This window comes from Streptomyces sp. NPDC048352, from assembly GCF_040651895.1.
Lineage (GTDB): Bacteria > Actinomycetota > Actinomycetes > Streptomycetales > Streptomycetaceae > Streptomyces.
This window is the reverse complement of sequence record NZ_JBEZKZ010000012.1, coordinates 55,588-74,546: the sequence shown is the minus strand read 5'-3', so window position 1 is coordinate 74,546 and position 18,959 is coordinate 55,588. Positions and strand designations below refer to the sequence as shown.

Annotated in this window: 16 protein-coding genes and 1 pseudogene; 8 read left to right on the top strand and 9 right to left on the bottom strand. The window is 72.6% G+C overall.

The annotated features are described in order from the left end of the window. Position 1 precedes the first annotated feature (1 nt). The 5 genes from AB0D45_RS09530 to AB0D45_RS09510 all read left to right on the top strand — a co-directional run bounded on the left by AB0D45_RS09530 (position 2) and on the right by AB0D45_RS09510 (position 4,349). On the top strand, positions 2-1,186 hold the full coding sequence (locus AB0D45_RS09530; RefSeq protein ID WP_362456469.1) for a zinc-dependent alcohol dehydrogenase: 1,185 nt from the start codon (positions 2-4) through the stop codon (positions 1,184-1,186). Between the two features lie 339 nt (positions 1,187-1,525). Further along, complete coding sequence (locus tag AB0D45_RS09525) at positions 1,526-2,224, top strand: hypothetical protein (RefSeq protein ID WP_362456466.1); 699 nt, start codon at positions 1,526-1,528, stop codon at positions 2,222-2,224. Positions 2,225-2,226: 2 nt separating this feature from the next. Then, positions 2,227-2,664 (top strand): phage holin family protein, encoded by a 438-nt coding sequence (locus tag AB0D45_RS09520; RefSeq protein ID WP_361603660.1) that lies wholly within the window; start codon positions 2,227-2,229, stop codon positions 2,662-2,664. Next, on the top strand, positions 2,640-3,308 hold the full coding sequence (locus tag AB0D45_RS09515) for a DUF3618 domain-containing protein (protein WP_362456463.1): 669 nt from the start codon (positions 2,640-2,642) through the stop codon (positions 3,306-3,308). The genes AB0D45_RS09520 and AB0D45_RS09515 overlap by 25 nt, the downstream gene beginning before the upstream one ends. Before the next feature lie 177 nt (positions 3,309-3,485). Continuing rightward, positions 3,486-4,349 carry a DUF72 domain-containing protein gene (locus AB0D45_RS09510; protein ID WP_362456461.1) on the top strand — a complete coding sequence of 288 codons (864 nt, stop codon included), beginning with the start codon at positions 3,486-3,488 and terminating at the stop codon, positions 4,347-4,349. 90 nt (positions 4,350-4,439) lie between these two features. On the opposite strand, the gene AB0D45_RS09505 is transcribed toward AB0D45_RS09510, so the two are convergent. The 4 genes from AB0D45_RS09505 to eno form a co-directional block, all read right to left on the bottom strand. Next, positions 4,440-5,642 (bottom strand): MFS transporter, encoded by a 1,203-nt coding sequence (locus tag AB0D45_RS09505; RefSeq protein ID WP_362456458.1) that lies wholly within the window; start codon positions 5,640-5,642, stop codon positions 4,440-4,442. A gap of 107 nt (positions 5,643-5,749) precedes the next feature. Then, complete coding sequence (locus AB0D45_RS09500) at positions 5,750-7,747, bottom strand: PEP/pyruvate-binding domain-containing protein (protein ID WP_362456455.1); 1,998 nt, start codon at positions 7,745-7,747, stop codon at positions 5,750-5,752. Continuing rightward, positions 7,744-9,174 (bottom strand): ATP-grasp domain-containing protein, encoded by a 1,431-nt coding sequence (locus AB0D45_RS09495; protein ID WP_362456453.1) that lies wholly within the window; start codon positions 9,172-9,174, stop codon positions 7,744-7,746. The genes AB0D45_RS09500 and AB0D45_RS09495 overlap by 4 nt, the downstream gene beginning before the upstream one ends. A gap of 351 nt (positions 9,175-9,525) precedes the next feature. Continuing rightward, a complete protein-coding gene (eno, locus tag AB0D45_RS09490) occupies positions 9,526-10,803 on the bottom strand; it encodes a phosphopyruvate hydratase (RefSeq protein WP_362456450.1) in 1,278 nt (425 codons plus the stop codon). A 182-nt stretch (positions 10,804-10,985) separates the two neighbouring features. On the opposite strand from eno, the gene AB0D45_RS09485 reads away from it, so the two are divergent. Further along, positions 10,986-11,408, top strand: coding sequence for a MarR family transcriptional regulator (locus AB0D45_RS09485; RefSeq protein WP_361603634.1), 423 nt, complete (start codon positions 10,986-10,988; stop codon positions 11,406-11,408). A gap of 122 nt (positions 11,409-11,530) precedes the next feature. Here the strand turns inward: AB0D45_RS09485 and AB0D45_RS09480 are convergent, their stop codons facing one another. The 3 genes from AB0D45_RS09480 to AB0D45_RS09470 all read right to left on the bottom strand — a co-directional run bounded on the left by AB0D45_RS09480 (position 11,531) and on the right by AB0D45_RS09470 (position 15,149). Beyond that, entirely contained in the window at positions 11,531-12,733 is a 1,203-nt protein-coding gene (locus tag AB0D45_RS09480) for an MFS transporter (RefSeq protein WP_362456447.1), read from the bottom strand. A 77-nt stretch (positions 12,734-12,810) separates the two neighbouring features. Next, complete coding sequence (locus AB0D45_RS09475) at positions 12,811-14,118, bottom strand: DegT/DnrJ/EryC1/StrS family aminotransferase (protein ID WP_362456444.1); 1,308 nt, start codon at positions 14,116-14,118, stop codon at positions 12,811-12,813. After that, positions 14,112-15,149 carry an NAD-dependent epimerase/dehydratase family protein gene (locus tag AB0D45_RS09470; RefSeq protein ID WP_362456442.1) on the bottom strand — a complete coding sequence of 346 codons (1,038 nt, stop codon included), beginning with the start codon at positions 15,147-15,149 and terminating at the stop codon, positions 14,112-14,114. Before AB0D45_RS09470 ends, AB0D45_RS09475 begins: the two co-directional genes overlap by 7 nt. A 670-nt stretch (positions 15,150-15,819) precedes the next feature. Between AB0D45_RS09470 and AB0D45_RS09465 the strand changes: the two are divergent. Then, positions 15,820-15,951: pseudogene (locus AB0D45_RS09465) on the top strand (Asp-tRNA(Asn)/Glu-tRNA(Gln) amidotransferase subunit GatC); the annotation flags it as partial. A 65-nt stretch (positions 15,952-16,016) separates the two neighbouring features. Continuing rightward, entirely contained in the window at positions 16,017-17,528 is a 1,512-nt protein-coding gene (gatA, locus tag AB0D45_RS09460) for an Asp-tRNA(Asn)/Glu-tRNA(Gln) amidotransferase subunit GatA (protein WP_361603622.1), read from the top strand. Between the two features lie 4 nt (positions 17,529-17,532). Here the strand turns inward: gatA and AB0D45_RS09455 are convergent, their stop codons facing one another. Both AB0D45_RS09455 and AB0D45_RS09450 read right to left on the bottom strand, forming a co-directional pair. Further along, entirely contained in the window at positions 17,533-18,195 is a 663-nt protein-coding gene (locus AB0D45_RS09455; protein WP_361603619.1) for a hypothetical protein, read from the bottom strand. A gap of 34 nt (positions 18,196-18,229) precedes the next feature. Further along, positions 18,230-18,934 carry a M24 family metallopeptidase gene (locus AB0D45_RS09450; RefSeq protein ID WP_362456578.1) on the bottom strand — a complete coding sequence of 235 codons (705 nt, stop codon included), beginning with the start codon at positions 18,932-18,934 and terminating at the stop codon, positions 18,230-18,232. Between the last annotated feature and the right edge of the window lie 25 nt (positions 18,935-18,959).

Below are 18,959 nucleotides of genomic sequence, written 5' to 3'. Positions count from 1 at the left end.
CGTGAAGGCACTGACCTGGCACGGCAAGCGCGACGTACGGGTCGACACGGTCCCGGATCCGAGCATCCAGGACCCGACCGACGTCATCGTCCGGGTGACCACGACCGGCCTGTGCGGATCGGACCTGCACCTGTACGAGGTCCTCGGCCCCTTCCTCGAAGCCGGCGACATCCTGGGACACGAGCCGATGGGCGTCGTCGAGGAAGCCGGCCCGGACGTGACGGCCCTGCGGCCGGGGGACCGCGTCGTCATCCCCTTCAACGTCTCCTGCGGCACGTGCTTCATGTGCGGGCAGGGACTGCACTCGCAGTGCGAGACCACGCAGGTCCGCGAGCACGGAACCGGCGCCGCCCTCTTCGGCTACACCAAGCTCTACGGGCAGGTCCCGGGCGGGCAAGCGGAGTACCTGCGCGTCCCGTTCGGCAACACCCTGCCCATCGCCGTCCCGCCGGGACCGTCGGACGAGCGGTTCGTCTACCTGTCCGACGTGCTGCCCACCGCATGGCAGGCCGTGGAATACGCGGCCGTGCCGCCCGGAGGCAGCGTCGCCGTCCTCGGCCTCGGCCCGATCGGTGACATGGCCGCCCGCATCGCCGCCCACCGGGGTGCGGGCACGGTCATCGGCATCGACCTCGTACCGGAACGCCTGCGGCGCGCTCAGGCCCGCGGGGTCCGCACCTTCGACCTCAACGAGTACGGCGACACCCTCGCGGACGCCGTTCGGGACGTCACCGGCGGGCGCGGCCCCGACTCCGTCATCGACGCCGTCGGGATGGAAGCCCACGGTGCTGCCCTGGCCAAGGGCATGCAGCAGGCGACGACCTTCCTGCCGGACGCGCTGGCCGCGAAGATGATGCGGCGCGCCGGAGTGGACCGCCTCTCGGCCCTCCACCTGGCCATCGACCTCGTCCGGCGCGGTGGCACGATCTCCCTGTCGGGTGTCTACGGAGGCATGGCCGATCCCCTCCCGCTGCTGACCATGTTCGACAAGCAGGTGCAGCTCCGCATGGGCCAGGCGAACGTCTGGCGGTGGGTGGACGACCTGCTCCCGCTCCTCACCGACAACGACCCCCTCGGTGTCGAGGACTTCGCCACCCACCGCCTTCCGCTGGCCGAGGCTCCGGCGGCGTACGAGATGTTCCAGAAGAAGCAGGACGGGGCGGTCAAGGTCCTGTTCACCCCCTGACACGGCCTGCCTGGAAGGACAGCAGTGCACGAGGCGGACGCGGGCCCCCTCGTGGTGTGCCGCCGGTCCTGAGTCGAAGCTGCCGTGCGGGAGTTGCGGGGTGGAAGCCTTCGGGCCCGAGTGAACGGCCGCAGCCGCTCGCTCCGGCTTCTTTCCGCGCGGTGCCGGACGCCGACGCCGCCGCCGTCACACGGATCCGGGAAGAGGGGGTGAGGCGACGAATGGGGGGCAGGCGCCCTTCTGAAAGCGTCCACCCGCCCTTCACCAGGAGGAGCCTTGAGTGACTTCCACAGTGCGAGCCGCCCGGACGAAAGCAGGACGACGGCGGTAGCACACACCGTGCAGGACAAGGCCGGCGAGAGCGCTTCGCTGGTCGGGAGCAAGGCCGCCGAAGTGGGCGGCACGGCCAAGGAGCAGGCGGCCCAGGTCGTCGGCGAGGCCACCGCGCAGGCCCGCGACCTCGTCGCGGAGCTGCGGACCCAACTGACCGGACAGGCCGAGACGCAGACGCAACGCCTGGCGGAGAACGTACGCAGGCTCTCGCAGGAGCTCCACGAGCTGACCGAGAACGGCAAGCCCGACTCCACCGTGACGGACATGGCCCGCCGGGTGGCCGACGGCGGGCAGCGCCTGGCCGCACACGTCGAGCAGAAGGGCCCCGACGGGCTCGTGAGCGACCTCCAGGACTTCGCCCGCCGCCGTCCGGGCGTCTTCCTCGCCGGCGCCGCACTGGCCGGATTCGTCATCGCCCGCGCGGGCAAGGGCGTCAGCGCGGCCTCCTCGCAGGACAGCTCCGGCGACGCCCCCTCGGACGGCGCGTCCGCCCCGGCCGTCCACAGGCCGTCCGTCGGCACGGGCGACCCCGCGGCGGTGGCACGCCCCCTCCCGGACCGCAGCGGCATTCCCGCCGGCTACGAGGACCCCGTGGAGACGTACGGCCAGTCCCAGCCGCCGCACGTCACCCCCACCCCGCCGGCCTACCCGCCGGCGAGTTCGCCGGCCCACGGCGGCACGCCCCGGCCCGGGGGAGGGTTCTGAGCATGGCCCTCTCCGCACACGAACGACCGGCCGCGCCCGCCCCGCCCCGTCCGGCGGCGGCTCCCGAGCCGTCGATCGGCGACCTGATCGGTGAGATCGGGCAGGACCTGTCCCAGCTGGTCCGCGACGAGATCGAGCTGGCGAAGGCAGAGATAAAGCAGGAGTCCACCAAGGCCGGCAAGGCGGTCGGCATGCTCGGCGGTGCGGGCTACGCAGGCCACCTGGTCCTGCTGTTCGGCAGCCTGACCGTCGTCTTCGCACTGGCCAACCTGATGGACCCCGCTTGGGCCGCGCTCATCGTCACCGCCGTGTGGGCGGTGGTCGGCGCCGTCCTGTACGTGACGGGACGCAAGCGCCTGCGCGACGTCAACCTCAAGCCGGAACAGACCGTGGAGACCTTGAAGGAGGATGCCCGATGGGCACGACACCCGACGAGCTGAGGACCGACGTGGAGTACCGGCGCGCACACCTGGCGCGCAACGTCGACCTCTTGGCGGACAGGATCACCCCGCGCAACGTGGCCCGGCGGAAGGTCGGCGCGGTGCGCGAGCGCGTGAGCGGAGTGAAGGAGCGCGTGATGGGCACGGCACACGATGCGGCGCAGGGGACGTCCGGGGGCCTGCGCCAGGCCACGGACACCGTGACGGAGACGGCCAAGGAGATCGGCGGCGGCGTGCAGGAGACCGTCCAGCAGGCCCCGGCCCAGATCAAGCGGCAGACGCAGGGCAGCCCCCTGGCCGCGGGGCTGATGGCTTTCGGCGCCGGCATGCTCGCAGCCGCCCTGCTGCCGACGACCGAGGCCGAAGAACGTGCCGGACAGCAGCTGCGCGACCATTCCGACCAGCTGTTGGAGCCGGTGAAGCAGACCGCGGTGGAGGCCGTGCAGGAAGTCAGGGACGAGCTGAAGGAACCGGTCGCCGAAGCCGTCGACTCGGTCAAGGGCACCGCTCAGGAAGCCGTGACGACGACGACCGAGCACGCGCAGAGCGCCGGGCAGGAAACCGCCGCCGGACTGCGCCAGGTGGGCCAGGACACCGCCGCGGAGGTGCGCGACCCCGGCGGGCAGCGACCCGCCTCGCCGTGAGAGCCGGCCCGGCAGGGGCCCGGGGCCGGAACGGCGGTACGGGTGCGGTCGGCGTTCGACGGGGAAGGGCCCGTACCGTCCTGGGACGGTACGGGCCCTTTCCCGTGCCTGCCCGGCCCTGACGGAGGGAGGCGAAGGCGATCCCGGGCATACGGGCCGTGACGAAGGGACGGCCGTATGGGCGAGACGCTGATCGGGACGTGTTCATGGACGGACAAGGCACTGGTGGGCAGCGGATGGTACCCACCCGGGCGGCGCGACCCGGAGGGGCGGCTGCGGCACTACGCCGAACGGTTCCCCGTCGTCGAGGTCGACGCCGGCTACTACGCCCTCCCCAGCGAGCGCAACAGCGCCCTCTGGACCGAACGCACCCCGCCGGGCTTCCGGTTCGACGTCAAGGCGTTCTCCCTCCTCACCGGCCATCCGACCCGCAAGGCCGCCCTGCCGGCCGACCTCCGCGGTCACGACCTGCGGGACCCGGAGCTCCTCGACGAGGTCTGGCACCGCTTCGGCGCGGCCCTGCGGCCCCTAGCGGAAGCCGGCCGGCTGGGCGCCGTACTGTTCCAGTTCCCGCCGGGCTTCGTTCCCGGCGCGCGGGCGGAGACCGTGCTCCACCACATCAGGAAGCGGGCTCACCGGTGGCCGGTGGCCGTGGAGTTCCGCCACCCCGACTGGTGGCGCGACGACCGGCGGGAGCGCACCGCCGCTCTGCTGCGGGACCTGGACGCCACCGCGGTGGCCGTGGACACGGCCCAGGGGCTGCCCACCTCGATGCCCCCGGTCACACCGGTCACGTCCTCGGGGCTCGGGGTGGTCCGCTTCCACGGCCGCAACCCCGCGTGGGGGACCGGCAGCAAGGAGGACCGCTTCCGCCACACCTACACCCGGGAGGAGTTGCGGGCGTGGCTCCCGCGTCTGCGCTTCCTGGCGGAGCGGGTCGACCACCTGCACGTCCTGTTCAACAACTGCTGCGGCGACGCCGCCGTACGTGCCGCCGAGACCCTGCGGGACATGCTGGATCCGGACGAAGACACGCGCTGACGTGGGGTGAGCCGCAGGGCGGCAGCACGAGCAGCCCGGTGGCGGCGAACGCGAACTCCCACGCCGCCACCGGGTGCGCGGCGTCGGGCGTCAGGAGCCGTCGGCCGTCGGTCGTCCCCCGCCGCGGCGCAGCCGCCGCAGGACGACGCCCACGACGAGCAGCAGCAGACAGGTGCCCGCCGCCGCGTGCACCAGGAGCGCGTCGAGGCGGTCCGCCGCCAGGTAGGCGCCGACGGCCAGCGCCACCAGCGCGCACACGCCCCGGTCGACGATGGACTCCACCGACAGCAGGGTCGCCCGGTAGGGGGTCGGCGGGATGGCCGCGTTGATCAGGTTGCGCTGCACCGGGTAGGCGAGGCCCGCCGCGGCGGCGAAGGCGCACAGCCACAGGATCGTGCCCAGACCCCCGGACAGCGTGGTGGCCGCCAGCGTGAGGGCCATGACCACGCTGAGCACGGTCACGGCGGTGGTGTCGGACAGTCGGCTGCGCAGCCAGCCGGTCCTGGCCGACCCCAGGGCCTCGGCGACCGTCATGGCCGACAGCACCGCTCCGTGGTCGGCGACGGGGAGGTCCTTTTCGAGCAGCAGCGGTTGGAAGAGGTTGACCTGGCAGATGCGGGCGAGCGTGAACACGGCCACGCCCTGCACCATCAACGGCCCCAGGGACCGTGACGTTCCCAGCACCTTGACGGCCTGGCGGGCCGAGCCGAGGAGGCCGAGGCGCCCCGCGGGCGGATGACCGTCCAGACGGGGCACTGCCGTCGCCGGGAGGGCCGCGGCGCACGCCAGCGAACCGAGTGCGCAGAGCGCGGTCAGCACGTACGGGGCCTCGTGCCGGACGTGCATCAGGACGCCGACCAGCGGCCAGCAGGCGATCTTCGCCCAGAGCCCGAGGGCCCGGGCGGTGCCCTCGGCCTGCACGTAGTGCTCGTCCGCGCCGTGCTCGTGCAGGTACTCGTACAGGTAGGCGCTGGAGGCCCCCGACACGAGTGAGCGGGCGGCGGCGATGGCCAGGAAGTGCGCCATGAAGCCCGCGAAGGACGGCGAGGCGACCGGGATGAGGTTCGCCGCGGTCATCGCGGCCGCTCCGAGCTGCATGCAGCGGCGCTGTCCGATGCGGTCGGCGATGAAGCCGGTGGGTATCTCCAGCAGGCAGAACGCGACGTAGTAGACGCTCTGGATGCCGAAGATCTGGCTGTCCGACAGGCCTGCCTGCTTCTGGTACTGGTAGAAGACCGGCATCCACCACAGCAGGTTGAACAGCAGCTGGAACCCGTTGTTCAGGCGGATCACGCGGAGCGCCGCGGCGGGCGGACGTACGCGGCGTTTCCCCCGCGTGCGCAGGGAGAGGGGCATGGGCGACCTTCGGGTGGGGCGGTACGGGGGGAGGTACGGACGGGTCAGGCGCTGTAGGGGCGCAGTTGGAGGATGTGGAGCGCGTCGTCCGGTCCGAGCAGCCATTCGATGTCGAGCGGCCCCGCGAAGGTGTAGTCCGTGGCGAAATGGGACTGGAGCAGGCGGCCCGCCAGCGCCAGCCGGCCCAGCTGGTCGCGCGTCTCCTGCGGCAGGTCCTCGGCGGCCGCGCCCAGCGAGAGCGTGCGCCCGCCGCCTTCGACGGTGTTGTAGAGGTACTGCAGGGGCAATGTCCGGCCGTCGACGACATCGGCGGTGGAGCCGTGCGCGCAGTTGAGGTACACGTTGCGGAAGTCGGCCCGGTTGGTCGGATTGCAGGTGACCATGACGCCTCCGATCGGGGACGGCTCGTAGCGCTGGACGATCACCCCCATGTAGGTGTCGTCCAGGGAGATGCCGGCCTGGTGGCGCAGCCGCACGCTGCGCGGGGAGAGCAGCGAGGCCCATACCCCGCGGACGGCGTCCAGCAGCCCCGGCAGGTCGGTGACCTTGGTGTGGGACTCGTAGATCCCGGCCGCGGAGAAGCCCGGCAGGTCCTCGGCGTTCGAGGAGGACCGCACGGCGAAGCGGCCCGTGCCCGCCAGGTGCTCGACCAGCTGCGCGTCCAGGGCGCGCACCAGGTCCTCGGGCACCGGGAGGGTGCGGACCAGGTGCTGCAACTGGAGGCAGACCGTGTCCACGACGTCCATGGAGTTCAGCTCCAGGGCCATCTTCAGTTTGCCGATGCTCTGCTGCACGGCCGGTGAGGAGTCCAGGAAGCGCTGCTGGACGGAGAAGGGCACGGCGATGCCCGCGGGCGCCTGGACGTGCCGGGCCAGGAATTCGCCCGCGTGCTGGGCCAGATCGCCGTCCTCGGGCATGCCCAGCCGCGCGGCGAGGTGGCCGAGCAGGTCGGCCCGTGGCGGCCGGGGCACGGAGTAGTAGCCGGTCAGCCGCACCGATCCGTGGCGCAGTACGTGGTGCAGCTCCCCGAGGTTGGCCGCTTTGGTGCCGTAGCGGTTGCGGTCGCCCGCGCGTAACGCGGACAGCGGTACGAGTGGTACGTCCGTCACGTGCGGCGTGTCGAGGCGGACCCGCTGCGTGTGCCACGTCGGTTCGGCGAGGTCCGACGGCTCTTCGGCGCGCTCGATGGTGAACCCTTCGGCGGTGACCTCGTAACGGACCCAGGCCCCGTCCAGCTTCTCGTCGGCGACCGTGTCGAGGACCCCGCGGACGATGGCGTTGGGGATGCCCCAGCCGGCCGCCAGCATGTTGGTGTGCGACAGCGGAGTGGTGGGCCGGGCGTTGATCAGACCGGCGACCCGCGGGATGTCGTCGGGGACCACCGGCATGGCGACGATGTCGTACCAGGTCAGGTCCGCGCGGGCGGCCAGGTACTCCTCGCCCGAGGCGAAGGCGCGGAGCCGGCCGGTGGCCGAGGCGAGCGTCAGCGGCACGAAGGGTGCGGACTCCAGGAGGGCGTGGCCCCGTGCACGGGGCACCACGGTCTCCGGCACCGCCGCGAGGGCGTTCTCCTGCCCGTGGTTGGCCGGCTTGACCAGCAGCTCCAGCGCGGGATCGAGGTGGGCCCGTACGAAGGCGTGGAACTCGATCAGCAGGTCCGCGCCCATCGTGTCGGCCTCGGTGGTCTCCAGGACCATGAACGGCTCGTCCCGCTCCGGGCCGCCCCGGGAGTGCAGCGACAGGACGCCGAGCAGGAAGCGCCGCGCGGGGTCCTGGTACACGTCGTGGTTGAAGCGGTCGAGCTCGGCGTCGAGCTGCTCGAGGGTCAGGCCCTGGATCTCGGTGGCGACGTAGTTGACGTGGAAGGAGTGCACGGCGCTGTCGAGGACGTGCCAGCGGCCCTCCTCGCGGTCCACGACGATCTTGACGTACGGGTACCCGCCCAGCACCCCGGCCAGTTGCTCGAACAGGGGGAGCGTGAGCAGGGCGTCCACGGCGGCGCCCCGGGGGGACGGCGCGGTGAGGGGTTCGGCGTTCGTCATGCGGTGCTCCCGGGCGTCGAGCGGTCGGCGGAGGGGGCGCAGGACCCGGTGCGGGCGGTGGAGGTGCCGGGGCCGGCGTGCGGGGAGGTGAGGGCGTCCGGCAGGGCCGCGACGATGCGGCCGCAGTCGGCCAGCAGCTGCGGCCCGGACTCGGCGGTGAGGAAGCACAGCGCGGCCATGGAGTTGGCGCCTCCGGCCTCCTCGTAGGGCGGGACCGGGCTGCCCGGCGCCAGACTGTGCTCGCGCACCGGCTCGACGCGCGATCCCGGTGCGACCAGGGAGGGCCAGTCGACCGCCTCGAAGTCCCAGGCCGGGAGCCGGCTCCAGGGCCGGCCCTCGGCGTCGACGGCGAGGACGACGAGGGATCCGGCGGCGCCCTCGCCCCCCGTCAGCATCCGTTCCGGGTAGGCGACGTCCCGGCCGAGCAGCTCGCGCACCAACATGCCGATCATGTCGAGGCCGAAGACGGTCTCCACCTGACGGGTCGTCATCACCCCGCCGAAGCGGGCGGCGGTCTCGATCAGCCACATGGCGCCGTCCGCGCCGAGTTTGATCTCGGTGTGGGTGGCGCAGGTGTCGAGCCCGAGCGCGTCGACGGCGGCGCGCGACAGCTCCTCGATCCGGCGCTGCAACGGGACCGGGAGGGCGGCGGGAGTCAGGCTCGCCCGCTCGGTGAAGGGGGCGACGGTCGGCATCCGCCCGGTGATGCACAGCGGATGGTAGCGGCCGCCGGCGACGATCCCCTCCACGCTGACGTAGTCGCCCCAGCCGTCGCCGTCGAACCAGTCGCCGGCCTCTCCCGTCACGATCTCCTCCAGCAGGAAGTCGCTGACGCCCGCGTCCGCGGCGTGGAGTTCCGCGTAACCCTGCGCGGAGGAGGCCTCCATGACGGAGCGCCCGGTCTTCCAGGCCGCCTCGGCCTCCTGCTCGTTCCATACGGTGAGGTGGGCGGTGGAACCCGCGCTCCAGGCCGCCTTCAGGAGGAGCGGCGGCCTCAGGGTCTCGAAGGCGGTCGTGATGTCCTCCGGCCCGTGGACCTCCGTGAACCCCGGTACGGGTACCCCGGCGTCACGCCAGATCCGGCGCATCAGACGCTTGTCCCGCGCCCCGGCGACCCGCTCGCCGGCACCGCGCAGCCCGAGCCGCAGGCTCGCCCGGGCGACGGCCACCACCGCGTACTCCGACAGGGTCAGCACCGCCCCGGCGCCGACGCGGCGGGCGTGGGAGCAGATCAGATCGACCAGTTCCAGCCCCTCGCCGGGCGGGGCCGTCGTGACCGACGCGCACCCGGGCCGCCACACCGACTCGGTGGCCCGGGGTAACGGCGCGAGCGCCAGGACGTGCACCTCGGCGTGGGCGGCGACGCGCGGGAGCGCGTACTCCAGGGGAGGGCCGCCCTTGGCGTAGACGAAAAGGATCGAGGTCATGGTTCTCCTGGGGTCGAGGGGACGCCGCGCGGCGCGACGGCGTCGTCGGCGGAAGGTCCGGACGCGGTGTCACCGCGTACGGGCCGGGGGTCTGGACCACGACGGAAAACAGCGGACGCACAGACATACGCCTACTCGGTCGGACGTTCCCCAAACACCCGTGCTCGCCAAGCGGGGCCTGTGTGAGGGTGTTTCGGCCACCTCCGCCTGCCCGCGGCACCGTCCGGCGGACGCCGCCGGCGACCGCCGCGCGGGCGAGCCCGACCGCTCACGCGTCCCCGTTCGTACGAGGAGGGCCACAGAGCCCGCTCGACGGCGTCAACCACCGGGCCCACCCGCGGAAGAGACGGCCTAGCGGCGCAGCGCTTCCGCGCCGGCGTACCGGGCGCTGTCGCCCAGCTGCTCCTCGATGCGGATGAGCTGGTTGTACTTGGCGGTGCGGTCGGAGCGCGACAGCGAGCCGGTCTTGATCTGGCCGCAGCCCGTGGCCACGGCCAGGTCGGCGATCGTGGTGTCCTCCGTCTCGCCCGAGCGGTGCGACATGACGACGGTGTAGCCCGCCCGGTGGGCCGTGTCGACGGTGGCCAGCGCCTCGGTCAGGGTGCCGATCTGGTTGACCTTGACCAGTACCGAGTTGGCGACCCCGGAGGCGATGCCCTCGCGGAGCAGGGTCTCGTTCGTGCAGAACACGTCGTCGCCGGTGAGCTGGCAGCGTGAGCCGACCCGGGCGGTGAGGTCCCGCCAGCCGTCCAGGTCGTCCTCGGCCATCGGGTCCTCGATGGACACGACGGGGTAGGCGTCGATCAGCTTCACCAGGTAGTCGGCGTTTTCGGAGGGGGTGCGCCGCACCCCCTCGCCGGCGTAGTCGTAGAACCCGTCCCGGAAGAACTCGGATGACGCGGGGTCCATCACCAGGCCGATGTCGGTGCCCGGCCGGTACCCCGTGCGTTCGACGGCTGCGACGACGAAGTCCAGCGCCTCTTCGGCGGTGCGCAGCGCCGGAGCGAAGCCCCCCTCGTCGCCCACGCCCGTGGAGTGCCCGGCGGCGAGCAGGTCGCGGCGCAGGGTGTGGAAGATCTCCGACCCCATCCGGACGGCCTCCGCGAAGGTCTCCGCCCCGATCGGGGCGATCATGAACTCCTGGAAGTCCAGGGGATTGTCGGCGTGCGCGCCCCCGTTGACGATGTTCATCATCGGTACGGGCAGCAGCCGGGCGTCCGAGCCGCCCAGGTAGCGGTAGAGCGGCAGGCGGTGGGCGGCGGCCGCGGCCTTGGCGGCGGCCAGGGAGACCCCGAGGATCGCGTTCGCGCCGAGCCGGGACTTGGTGGGGGTGCCGTCCGCGGCCACGAGGGCGGCGTCGAGGCCGGCCTGGTCCTCCGCCTCGCGACCGGTGACGGCCGCCGCGAGCTCCGTGTTGACGTGGCGCACCGCGCGGTCGACGCCCTTGCCGTGCCAGCGGGCCGGGTCGCCGTCGCGGAGCTCGACGGCCTCGCGGGCGCCGGTCGACGCCCCGGAGGGGACCGCGGCCCGGCCGATGGATCCGTCTGCCAGTTCCACGTCCACTTCGACGGTGGGGTTGCCCCTGCTGTCGAGGACGCGGCGGCCGGTGACGGAGGTGATGGCGGTCATGGGAGTCCTTCCCGGTGTGCGTGCGTGCCGGGTTTCGGCTGCGGCGACGGTGGCGCTGGACCCGGCGAGACGCACTCTACAGCAGGGCTGTGCAGTTCAGCTGTTTAGTTTTGCTGTTTAGTTGTGCTGCGTAGCCCTGCTGAGTAGTTCGGCTGTGCAGCCGTGCTGCGTTAAAATTCGGTATGCCCCTTCCGGAATCCGCCGCCGTCGCGGCCGAACTGCGCACCGCGATGGGAAAGCTCACGCGGCGCGTGAAGCTCGAAGACCAGATGCCGTTCGGCCAGGCGGCCGTCCTCGGCGCCCTGGACCGCAGCGGTGCGATGACGACCAGCGAACTGGCGGCCGACCAGCGGGTGCGGCCGCAGTCGATGGCCCGAGCCGTGGGGCTGCTCATGGAGCAGGGCCTGATCACCCGCCGGGCGCACCCGACCGACGGCCGCAAGAGCCTGGTCGAGCTCTCCTCCGCGGGACAGGCGCTGCTGGAGGAGGAGCGGGGGCGCAGGGCGGACTGGCTCGCGCGGGCCATCGAGGCGGAACTGACGGGGGAGGAGCGCGAACTGCTGGCGCGGGGCATCGGGCTGGTGGAGCGGCTCGCGGCACACTGACCCGCGCCGTCGAAGTCCCGCCTGGGCCTTCGGGCGGCCGGAGCTGCTTTGACGGCACTCCCCAGCCCGCGCCGGGCGGAGCGTGCCGGGGGTCTTCGGTCCGGCAGGCTCCGGTACGAGGGTCAGGGGCGGCGGAGACGGGGGGACAGGGCTGCCATGGCCGCCATCAGCGTCGGCAGCACCAGCATCGCCCACCGCAGCGTCGTCGCCTCCGCCAGGGCGCCGATGATCGGGGGGCCCGCGAGGAAGCCGACGTAGCCCACCGCCGAGACGGCGGCGATGGAGGAGCCCGTGCGGTCCGGCCGCAGGGCGGCGGCGTGGGCGAAGACGAGGGGGATGACCGCGGCCATGCCCAGGCCCAGCAGGGTGTAGCCGACGTAGCCCGCCGCCGTCGTCGCGCTGAGGATCGGGATCAAGGCCCCCGCGCCCGCCACCGCGGCGCAGACGAGCGTGAAGCGGGCCGTGCCGAAGCGGGCACGCAGCCGGTCGGCGGTGAGGCGGCCGACGACCATGCCCGCGGAGAAGACGGCGTACCCCAGGCCCGCCGCGCCCGGTGAGGCGCCGGTCTCCTCCTTCAGGTACACCGCGCCCCAGTCGTTGACCACTCCCTCCCCCATCAGCGCGCAGAACGCCACCAGACCGGGGATCCACAGGCCCGGACCGGGCAGGGCCAGCAGAGGGCCCGTGCGCGAGGGGCCCCCGGCCTTCGGCGGTTCGGGGGCCAGGGCCGTGGCCGCCGCCCCCGCCACCACCAGCAGGACGAGCGCCGCCACCGTGAAGTGCGCCCGGATGCCGATCCCGGCGGAGGCCGCCAGGCCCCCCGCCGTGGCGCCGGTGATGCCGCCGAGGCTGAACATGGCGTGGAAGCCGCCGAGGACGGGACGGCCGTAGGCGCGTTCGACGAGGACGCCCTGGGTGTTCATCGCGACGTCGACGGCCGTGTTGCCGCACGCGAACACCGCCAGGGCCGCCGTCAGGACCGCCAGGTCCGGTACGAGGGGCAGGCTCGCGAGCGCGCCCAGGTAGGCCGCCATCCCGGTGCACAGGACCGTACGGCTGCCGTACCTCGCCACCAGGCCGCCGACCAGCGGCAGCCCGAGGAAGGCACCCGCGCTCAGGCCGACGAGCGCCACCGCCAGCTCGCCGGCGGACAGGTCCAGCCGGCCCTGGACGGCGGGCACCCGGGCCGCCCAGGTGGCGAAGGCGGCCCCGGTGACGAAGAAGACCGCGCAGACGGCCACCCGCATCGCCCGCGGACTCCGGCGCCGGGCACCGGCGGACGGCGGCGCCGCCCCCGCCCCCACGGTCTCGGGCTCGTTGCGCATCTACGTCCGTCCCCTTGTCGCTCGTGCCTGGTGGTACCCGGACGCTCCCGCCGCGCGTCGTGCGGCGGGAGCACCCGTCATCGCGCGGAACCGGCCGTCCGCCGGGTGAGGGCGATCAACGCCTCCCGCTCCTCGACAAGGACCTTGTACAGGACGTCGGCGTAGCGGTGCATCGTCGCCGTGTCGTTGGGCGGGCCGAAGGAGCTGAAGCTCTGCCCCAGCACCAGGCGGCGCAGGCAGACCTCCTCGCTCACCGGGTACTGCGCCGGATCGTAGTGGTGCCCGGGGCGGGCGTGCCCGCAGCTCCACGGGCAGCCCCGGCCGTAGCCGCGCAGCTCCTGGAACAGGGTCTGCCCGGGGACCGGCTGCGGCTGCCAGCGCATGATGTTCAGGCCTTCGGCGTTCACCGCCCGGGAGAGCGCGTCGCGGAAGGCGGCGACGGGCAGGCCGTCGAGTCCGAGTTCCTCGGGCATGACGAGCAGCGGATAGAAGAAGTAGACGTGCGTGCGCTCCTCGGGCACGACCGGCGGGCGGATGCCGGGTACGCCGGCGAGGGCCTGGGTGAGCGCCGCGCCGTTGGCCTGCCGGGCGAGGGACATCTCCGGCAGACGGGTGAGCTGGGAGCGGGCGAACGCGGCGGCGAGGACGTCGATGCGGTAGTTCCAGCCCATGATGCGGGCGTTGTAGTCCCGGCTCTGCCCGGGCAGTTCCTCGCCGAACATCAGCACCCGCCGGGCCAGCCGGTGCCGGTCCTCGTCGCGGGTCGCGAACAGGCCCCCCTCGCCGAGGGCGGAGAGGGTCTTGGACCCGTTGAGGCTGGCGCCGCTCAGGGTGCCGAGGGACCCGACCGGGCGGCCCCGGTAGGTGGCGCCGTGGGCCTGGGAGGCGTCCTCGATCAGGACGAGGCCGTGCCGGTCGGCGATGGCGCGCAGGGCGCCGTAGTCGGCGGGCAGGCCGTTGAGGTCCACGGCGACGATCGCCCGGGTCCGGTCGGTGATGCGTTCCTCGATCCGGGCCGGGTCGAGGTTGAACGTCGCGAGGTCGGTGTCCACGAACACCGGGATGGCGTTGGCCTGGAGCACGCAGGAGGCCGAGGCGAGGAAGGTGTCGGCCGGTACGAGTACCTCGTCGCCGGGCTCCACCCCGGCGGCCGCGATCGCCATGTGCAGGGCCGCCGTGCCGGAGTTGGCGGCGAGCACGTAGGGCATGCCGGTGAACTCGGCCCAGGCGTCCTGGAGTTCGCTGACCGTGCGCATGGGCCAGTGCCAGGGGGTGGCCTCGTCCAGCGCGTCGAGCACGGCCTTGCGGTCGGCGTCGGTGATGTGCGGCCAGGGGGCCACCTCGTTCCCGGAGAGCAGCGGGGATCCTCCGTCGACGGCTAGCACGTCCTGGCCTCCTCACCGGCTCCGACCGAGGCGGTCAGCGTCAGCCTCCGCCGGGCCGGAGGCTCACGGCGGAACACCGCCCTGGCGGACGGGATCTCGGGGAACGGCCCGAGCAGGTCGGCGAGGGCGGTGAGGCCCTCGGCCAGGCTCACCCGGGGGGTGAAGCCCAGCGCTCGCAGACGGGTGACGTCGGCGAGGAGCGTGAAGCTGTCGGCCAGGCTGGAGGTGTCGGCGTCCAGCAGCGCCGGGCGGCCGGTCGCCGTCCCCACCACCTCGGCGAGCTCGCGCATCGAGACGGCGGTTCCGGTGGCCAGGTTGTAGGTCTCGCCGTCGGCGCCGCGGCCGGCCAGGGTCATCAGGGCCCGGCACAGGTCCTCGACGTGGATGAAGTCGCGGCGCTTGCGGTCGATGTCGCCGACCACCGGGATGGGCTGCTCGTTCAGGTGCCAGCGCAGGAACTGCGAGGCCTCCCCGCCCGCCCGGCGCGGGTCCTCGCCCGGACCGTAGACGACGAAGGACCGGCCGATGACGACGGGCAGTCCGGCCGTCGCGTGCAGGCTGCGCAGGGTCAGTTCGCCGGAGAGCTTGGAGGCGCCGTACGGCAGGAAGGGCTGCGTGGGGTGGTCCTCGCGGATCGGGCTCTGGCGCGGGGTGCCGTAGACGATGGCGGAGGAGAGGTAGACGAGGCGGCGCACGCCCAGTTCCAGGCAGGCGTTGCCGACGTTGCAGGTCCCGAGGGCGTTGAGATGGAAGTCGTGGCGGGGATTCACCACGGACTCGGTGCCGCTGGCGTTGCCCGCCAGGTGGAACACGGCGTCGGCGCCCTGCAGCGCCAATAACGTCTCACCGTAATCGCGCAGGTCGGCACGGACGTAGGAGACGCCGGGCAGGGCCGCGAGGCCGGGAGGAAGGGGGGCGTGGTCGACGACGGTGACCTTCTGGGACAGAAGGCTGAGGGCCGTGACGAGATGCCGGCCGACGAAACCGGCTCCGCCGGTGACGGCTACCTCCGCGTAGTGCGTTTCGGGCATGTCGGGGCCGTGGTGCACGGTCACTCCATTCGGGATGCGAAGCGGGGGGAGGGGCGGGCACGGGTGGACACTGACCGGTGGTCACCCCCGGGGCGCACACGCCCGGCGCCGCCCATGCGGCGGCGCACTCGACAGGGGGTGCCGTTCGACCCTGGTGGGGGATGCGCAGTGCCGCTCACGCCCTGATTGGTTACGGCTCACCCAGTTCACCACGATTCCTCCCCGCCGACGCAAGGGGTGCCGGGGAGAGTGGCCGAGACTGCGTCCCGCCCGGCCGCCCTGCGACGAGAAGAGCGGATCCGGTATGTTTTCGCGATGATCGAGGGCGGAGGGAGGCGCTCCGCCCGAACCGGAAGCGGGATGGGCGCCCCTGCGGCGCACGGCCCGGATGGCCGGTTAGGTGGACTTGACCTTTCGTCCACAGCGGGATCTTTCCGCCCGAACGCCACGGAGGCGGACGAGCTGGGCGCAGGATCGCGCGCCCCCGCTCAGGCGGGCGGGCTGCCGGGCAGGCCCCCGGGTCGAACGTTCGCGTCAGGATTCGGCCAACGATTCGACTGGTCAAGGGAGTTGGAACCAATGCGGCTGCTGCGGGCGGCCGGGATCACTATGATGAGGATCTTTCCTGCGCCCGGCAGGACCCCGAACCCGCACCCCGAGGTAAAGCCGCATGCCTGGCATCACCCGCGAAGAGGTCGTCCACTTCGCACGGCTGTCGCATCTGGATCTGACGAGCGATGAGCTGGACCACCTCACCCCCCAGCTCGACGGCATCGTCCGGGCGGTCGCTCGCGTCGGCGAGGCCAGAGCCGACGGGCCGTCGCAGGACCGCCGCGCCGAGCGTTCCGCCGGGGAGGAGTGAAAGCCATGGCCGAGCAGAATCTCGACGTCACCCGCTGGACGGCCGCCAGGACCGCCGGGGCCATCGCCGCCGGGGAGGTCTCGGCGGTCCAGGTCACGCAGGCGCACCTCGACCGGATCGGGGCCGTGGACAAGCTGGTCAACGCCTTCCTGCACGTCGACGAAGTGGGCGCGCTGGAGGCGGCGCAGGCCGTCGACACCGCCCGGGCGCGGGGCGAGGAGCTGGGGCCGCTGGCCGGCGTACCGCTCGCCCTCAAGGACGTCTTCGCGACCAGGGGCCTGCCCACCACCTGCGGTTCCAAGGTCCTCGAAGGCTGGATCCCGCCGTACGACGCCACCGTGACCCAGCGCCTGCGGGCGGCCGGTACGGTCATCCTCGGGAAGACCAACATGGACGAGTTCGCCATGGGGTCCTCGACCGAGAACAGCGCCTACGGTCCCACCGGCAACCCCTGGGACCTCACCCGGATCCCGGGGGGCTCCGGCGGCGGCTCGGCGGCCGCGCTGGCCGCCTTCCAGGCCCCGCTCGCCATCGGCACCGACACCGGGGGTTCCATCCGGCTGCCCGCCGCCCTCACCGGCACCGTGGGGGTGAAGCCGACCTACGGCGCGGTGTCCCGGTACGGCCTCGTGGCGTACTCCTCCTCCCTCGACCAGGGGGGTCCCTGCGCCCGCACCGTCCTCGACACGGCCCTGCTGCACGCGGTCATCGCCGGCCACGACCCTCTCGACTCCACCTCGATCGACGGTCCCGTACCGGCCGTCGTCGCGGCCGCGCGGCGCGGCGAGATCCGCGGCATGCGGATCGGCGTGGTCAAGGAACTGCGCGGCGACGGCTACCAGGCCGGCGTCATGCAGCGGTTCGAGGAGGCGGTGGAGCTGCTGCGCGAGCTCGGCGCCGAGGTGGTCGAGGTGTCGTGCCCGTCCTTCGACCTCGCGCTCGCCGCGTACTACCTGATCGCGCCCAGCGAGGCCTCGTCGAACCTGGCCCGGTTCGACGCGATGCGCTACGGCCTGCGGGCCGGCGACGACGGGGCGCGCAGCGCCGAGGAGGTGACCGCGGTGACCCGGGCGGCCGGCTTCGGACCCGAGGTCAAGCGCCGCATCATGCTGGGCACCTACGCGCTCAGCTCGGGATACTACGACGCGTACTACGGCTCCGCCCAGAAGGTCCGCACCCTCATCGTGCGGGACTTCGACGCGGCCTTCCGGCACGTGGACGTGCTGGTGTCGCCGACCACGCCCACCACCGCCTTCCCGATCGGCGAGCGGGTCGACGACCCGGTCGCGATGTACCTGGCGGACCTGTGCACGATCCCGTCGAACCTGGCCGGCAACGCCGTCATGTCGCTGCCGTGCGGGCTGGCACCCGAGGACGGCCTCCCGGTCGGCCTCCAGATCATCGCCCCGCCCATGGCCGACGACCGCCTGTACCGGGTGGGCGGAACCGTCGAGGCGGTCCTCGACGAACGGCGGGGCCACCCGCTGCTGGCGCAGGTCCCGGAACTGGCCGGCTGAGGCGTCAGGGGACTTTCTGAATGCTCGGCATGCCGAGGTTCGGCATGCGCAGGACACGCTCGTTCACCCGCAGGAACGGCTGGATGAGCGTGTCCACCACCAGCAGGAAGCACAGCGTCCCCACGCCGACGGGTCCGCCCATCAGGTAGCCGGAGAGCAGGAGGACGCCCTCCATGGACATCTTCGCGATCCAGAAGGGCCAGCCCCACTTCTCGGTCATGGCGATCGCGACGAGGTCCATCGCACGGATGCCTATGCCGCTCATGATGATCAGCGACGAGGCGTACGCGCAGAGCATGGTGGCGAGCAGCATGGTGGCGGGGGCCGGGAGCGGCAGGAACCGCGCGGGCTCCAGGAACAGCAGCAGGTCGATGAGGCTCCCGCACAGGAAGAAGGTGGCGAACGGCATCAGTACGGGGCGGCGGCGGTACCAGGCGGCCCGGACGAGGATGCAGACCGCCGCGATCAGACCCTGCGCGATCCCCACCGTGAGCGGCACGTGCCGGAGCAGCCCCAGGGCGAAGACGTCCAGAGGATCGGTACCGAGGTCGGAGTGGATGAAGAGGTAGGCACCCGTCGAGAACACGACACAGCCGCCCAGGTAGGTCAGGAGCCGGTGCGTGGTGAGGCGGGACCAGCGCGGCATCGACGCGGCCGTGCGTGCCATCGTGAACCTTTCTGTGACGGTCGACGGTCCGGTCTCAGTGGCTCAAGGTGAGCAGTTGCTCGTAGAACCCGCCGAAGCGGCGCCGCGGGTCGACCAGGTGGACCTCGAGGATCCAGTGGCACCGGCGGCCGGCGTCGTCCTTCCCCCGCAGGCGGTTCGGGTTGGTCGGCGCGATGTAGCTGTTGACCAGATCGGCTTCGATCAGCTCGTGCGGGAACTCGCCCACCAGATGGCCGCTGTGCGGGCCGCCGAAGTGCCAGCCGGCGTCCTGCGCCAGGCGGCAGACGTGCGCGTACAGCTCGGCCCCCGTGATGTCGGGGTGGCTCTCGAAGTGTTCGCGGCCCGCCTCCCACACGAGGGGGAGGTCCGCGGCGATGCGCAGCTTCACCGGGTCGTCGCCCAGGACGTAGGTGCGTCCGAAGTCGGCCTCCCACTCGTCGAAGACCGGTCCGAAGTCGAGGAAGACGATGTCGTCCTCCGCGACCACGCGGTCCGGCGGATTGGCCTTGTACGGGTGGAGCGTGTTCTCCCCGGCCCGCACGATCCGCTTGTGCCAGTGCCGCTTCGTGCCGAACATGTCGGCGGCCAGGTCCCGGATGCCGTCACTGATGGCCGACTCCAGGAGCCCCGGCTTGACGAGACCCTGCCGGGTGACCTCGTCGAACAGGGCGACTGCCTTGCGTTCTGCCGCGATCAGGTTCCTCGCGCGGGCGGCCTCGTCGACCGCCGGGATGTCCATCGACTCGCTCACGAACTGTGTCTCC

Coding starts and splice junctions, on each gene's coding strand:
- AB0D45_RS09520 (WP_361603660.1), top strand. CDS start 2,227: ATGGCCCTCTCCGCACACGAACGACCGGCCGCGCCCGCCCCGCCCCGT.
- AB0D45_RS09515 (WP_362456463.1), top strand. CDS start 2,640: ATGGGCACGACACCCGACGAGCTGAGGACCGACGTGGAGTACCGGCGC.
- AB0D45_RS09510 (WP_362456461.1), top strand. CDS start 3,486: ATGGGCGAGACGCTGATCGGGACGTGTTCATGGACGGACAAGGCACTG.
- AB0D45_RS09500 (WP_362456455.1), bottom strand. CDS start 7,747: ATGACGAACGCCGAACCCCTCACCGCGCCGTCCCCCCGGGGCGCCGCC.
- AB0D45_RS09495 (WP_362456453.1), bottom strand. CDS start 9,174: ATGACCTCGATCCTTTTCGTCTACGCCAAGGGCGGCCCTCCCCTGGAG.
- eno (WP_362456450.1), bottom strand. CDS start 10,803: ATGACCGCCATCACCTCCGTCACCGGCCGCCGCGTCCTCGACAGCAGG.
- AB0D45_RS09485 (WP_361603634.1), top strand. CDS start 10,986: ATGCCCCTTCCGGAATCCGCCGCCGTCGCGGCCGAACTGCGCACCGCG.
- AB0D45_RS09480 (WP_362456447.1), bottom strand. CDS start 12,733: ATGCGCAACGAGCCCGAGACCGTGGGGGCGGGGGCGGCGCCGCCGTCC.
- AB0D45_RS09470 (WP_362456442.1), bottom strand. CDS start 15,149: ATGCCCGAAACGCACTACGCGGAGGTAGCCGTCACCGGCGGAGCCGGT.
- gatA (WP_361603622.1), top strand. CDS start 16,017: ATGGCCGAGCAGAATCTCGACGTCACCCGCTGGACGGCCGCCAGGACC.
- AB0D45_RS09455 (WP_361603619.1), bottom strand. CDS start 18,195: ATGGCACGCACGGCCGCGTCGATGCCGCGCTGGTCCCGCCTCACCACG.
- AB0D45_RS09450 (WP_362456578.1), bottom strand. CDS start 18,934: ATGGACATCCCGGCGGTCGACGAGGCCGCCCGCGCGAGGAACCTGATC.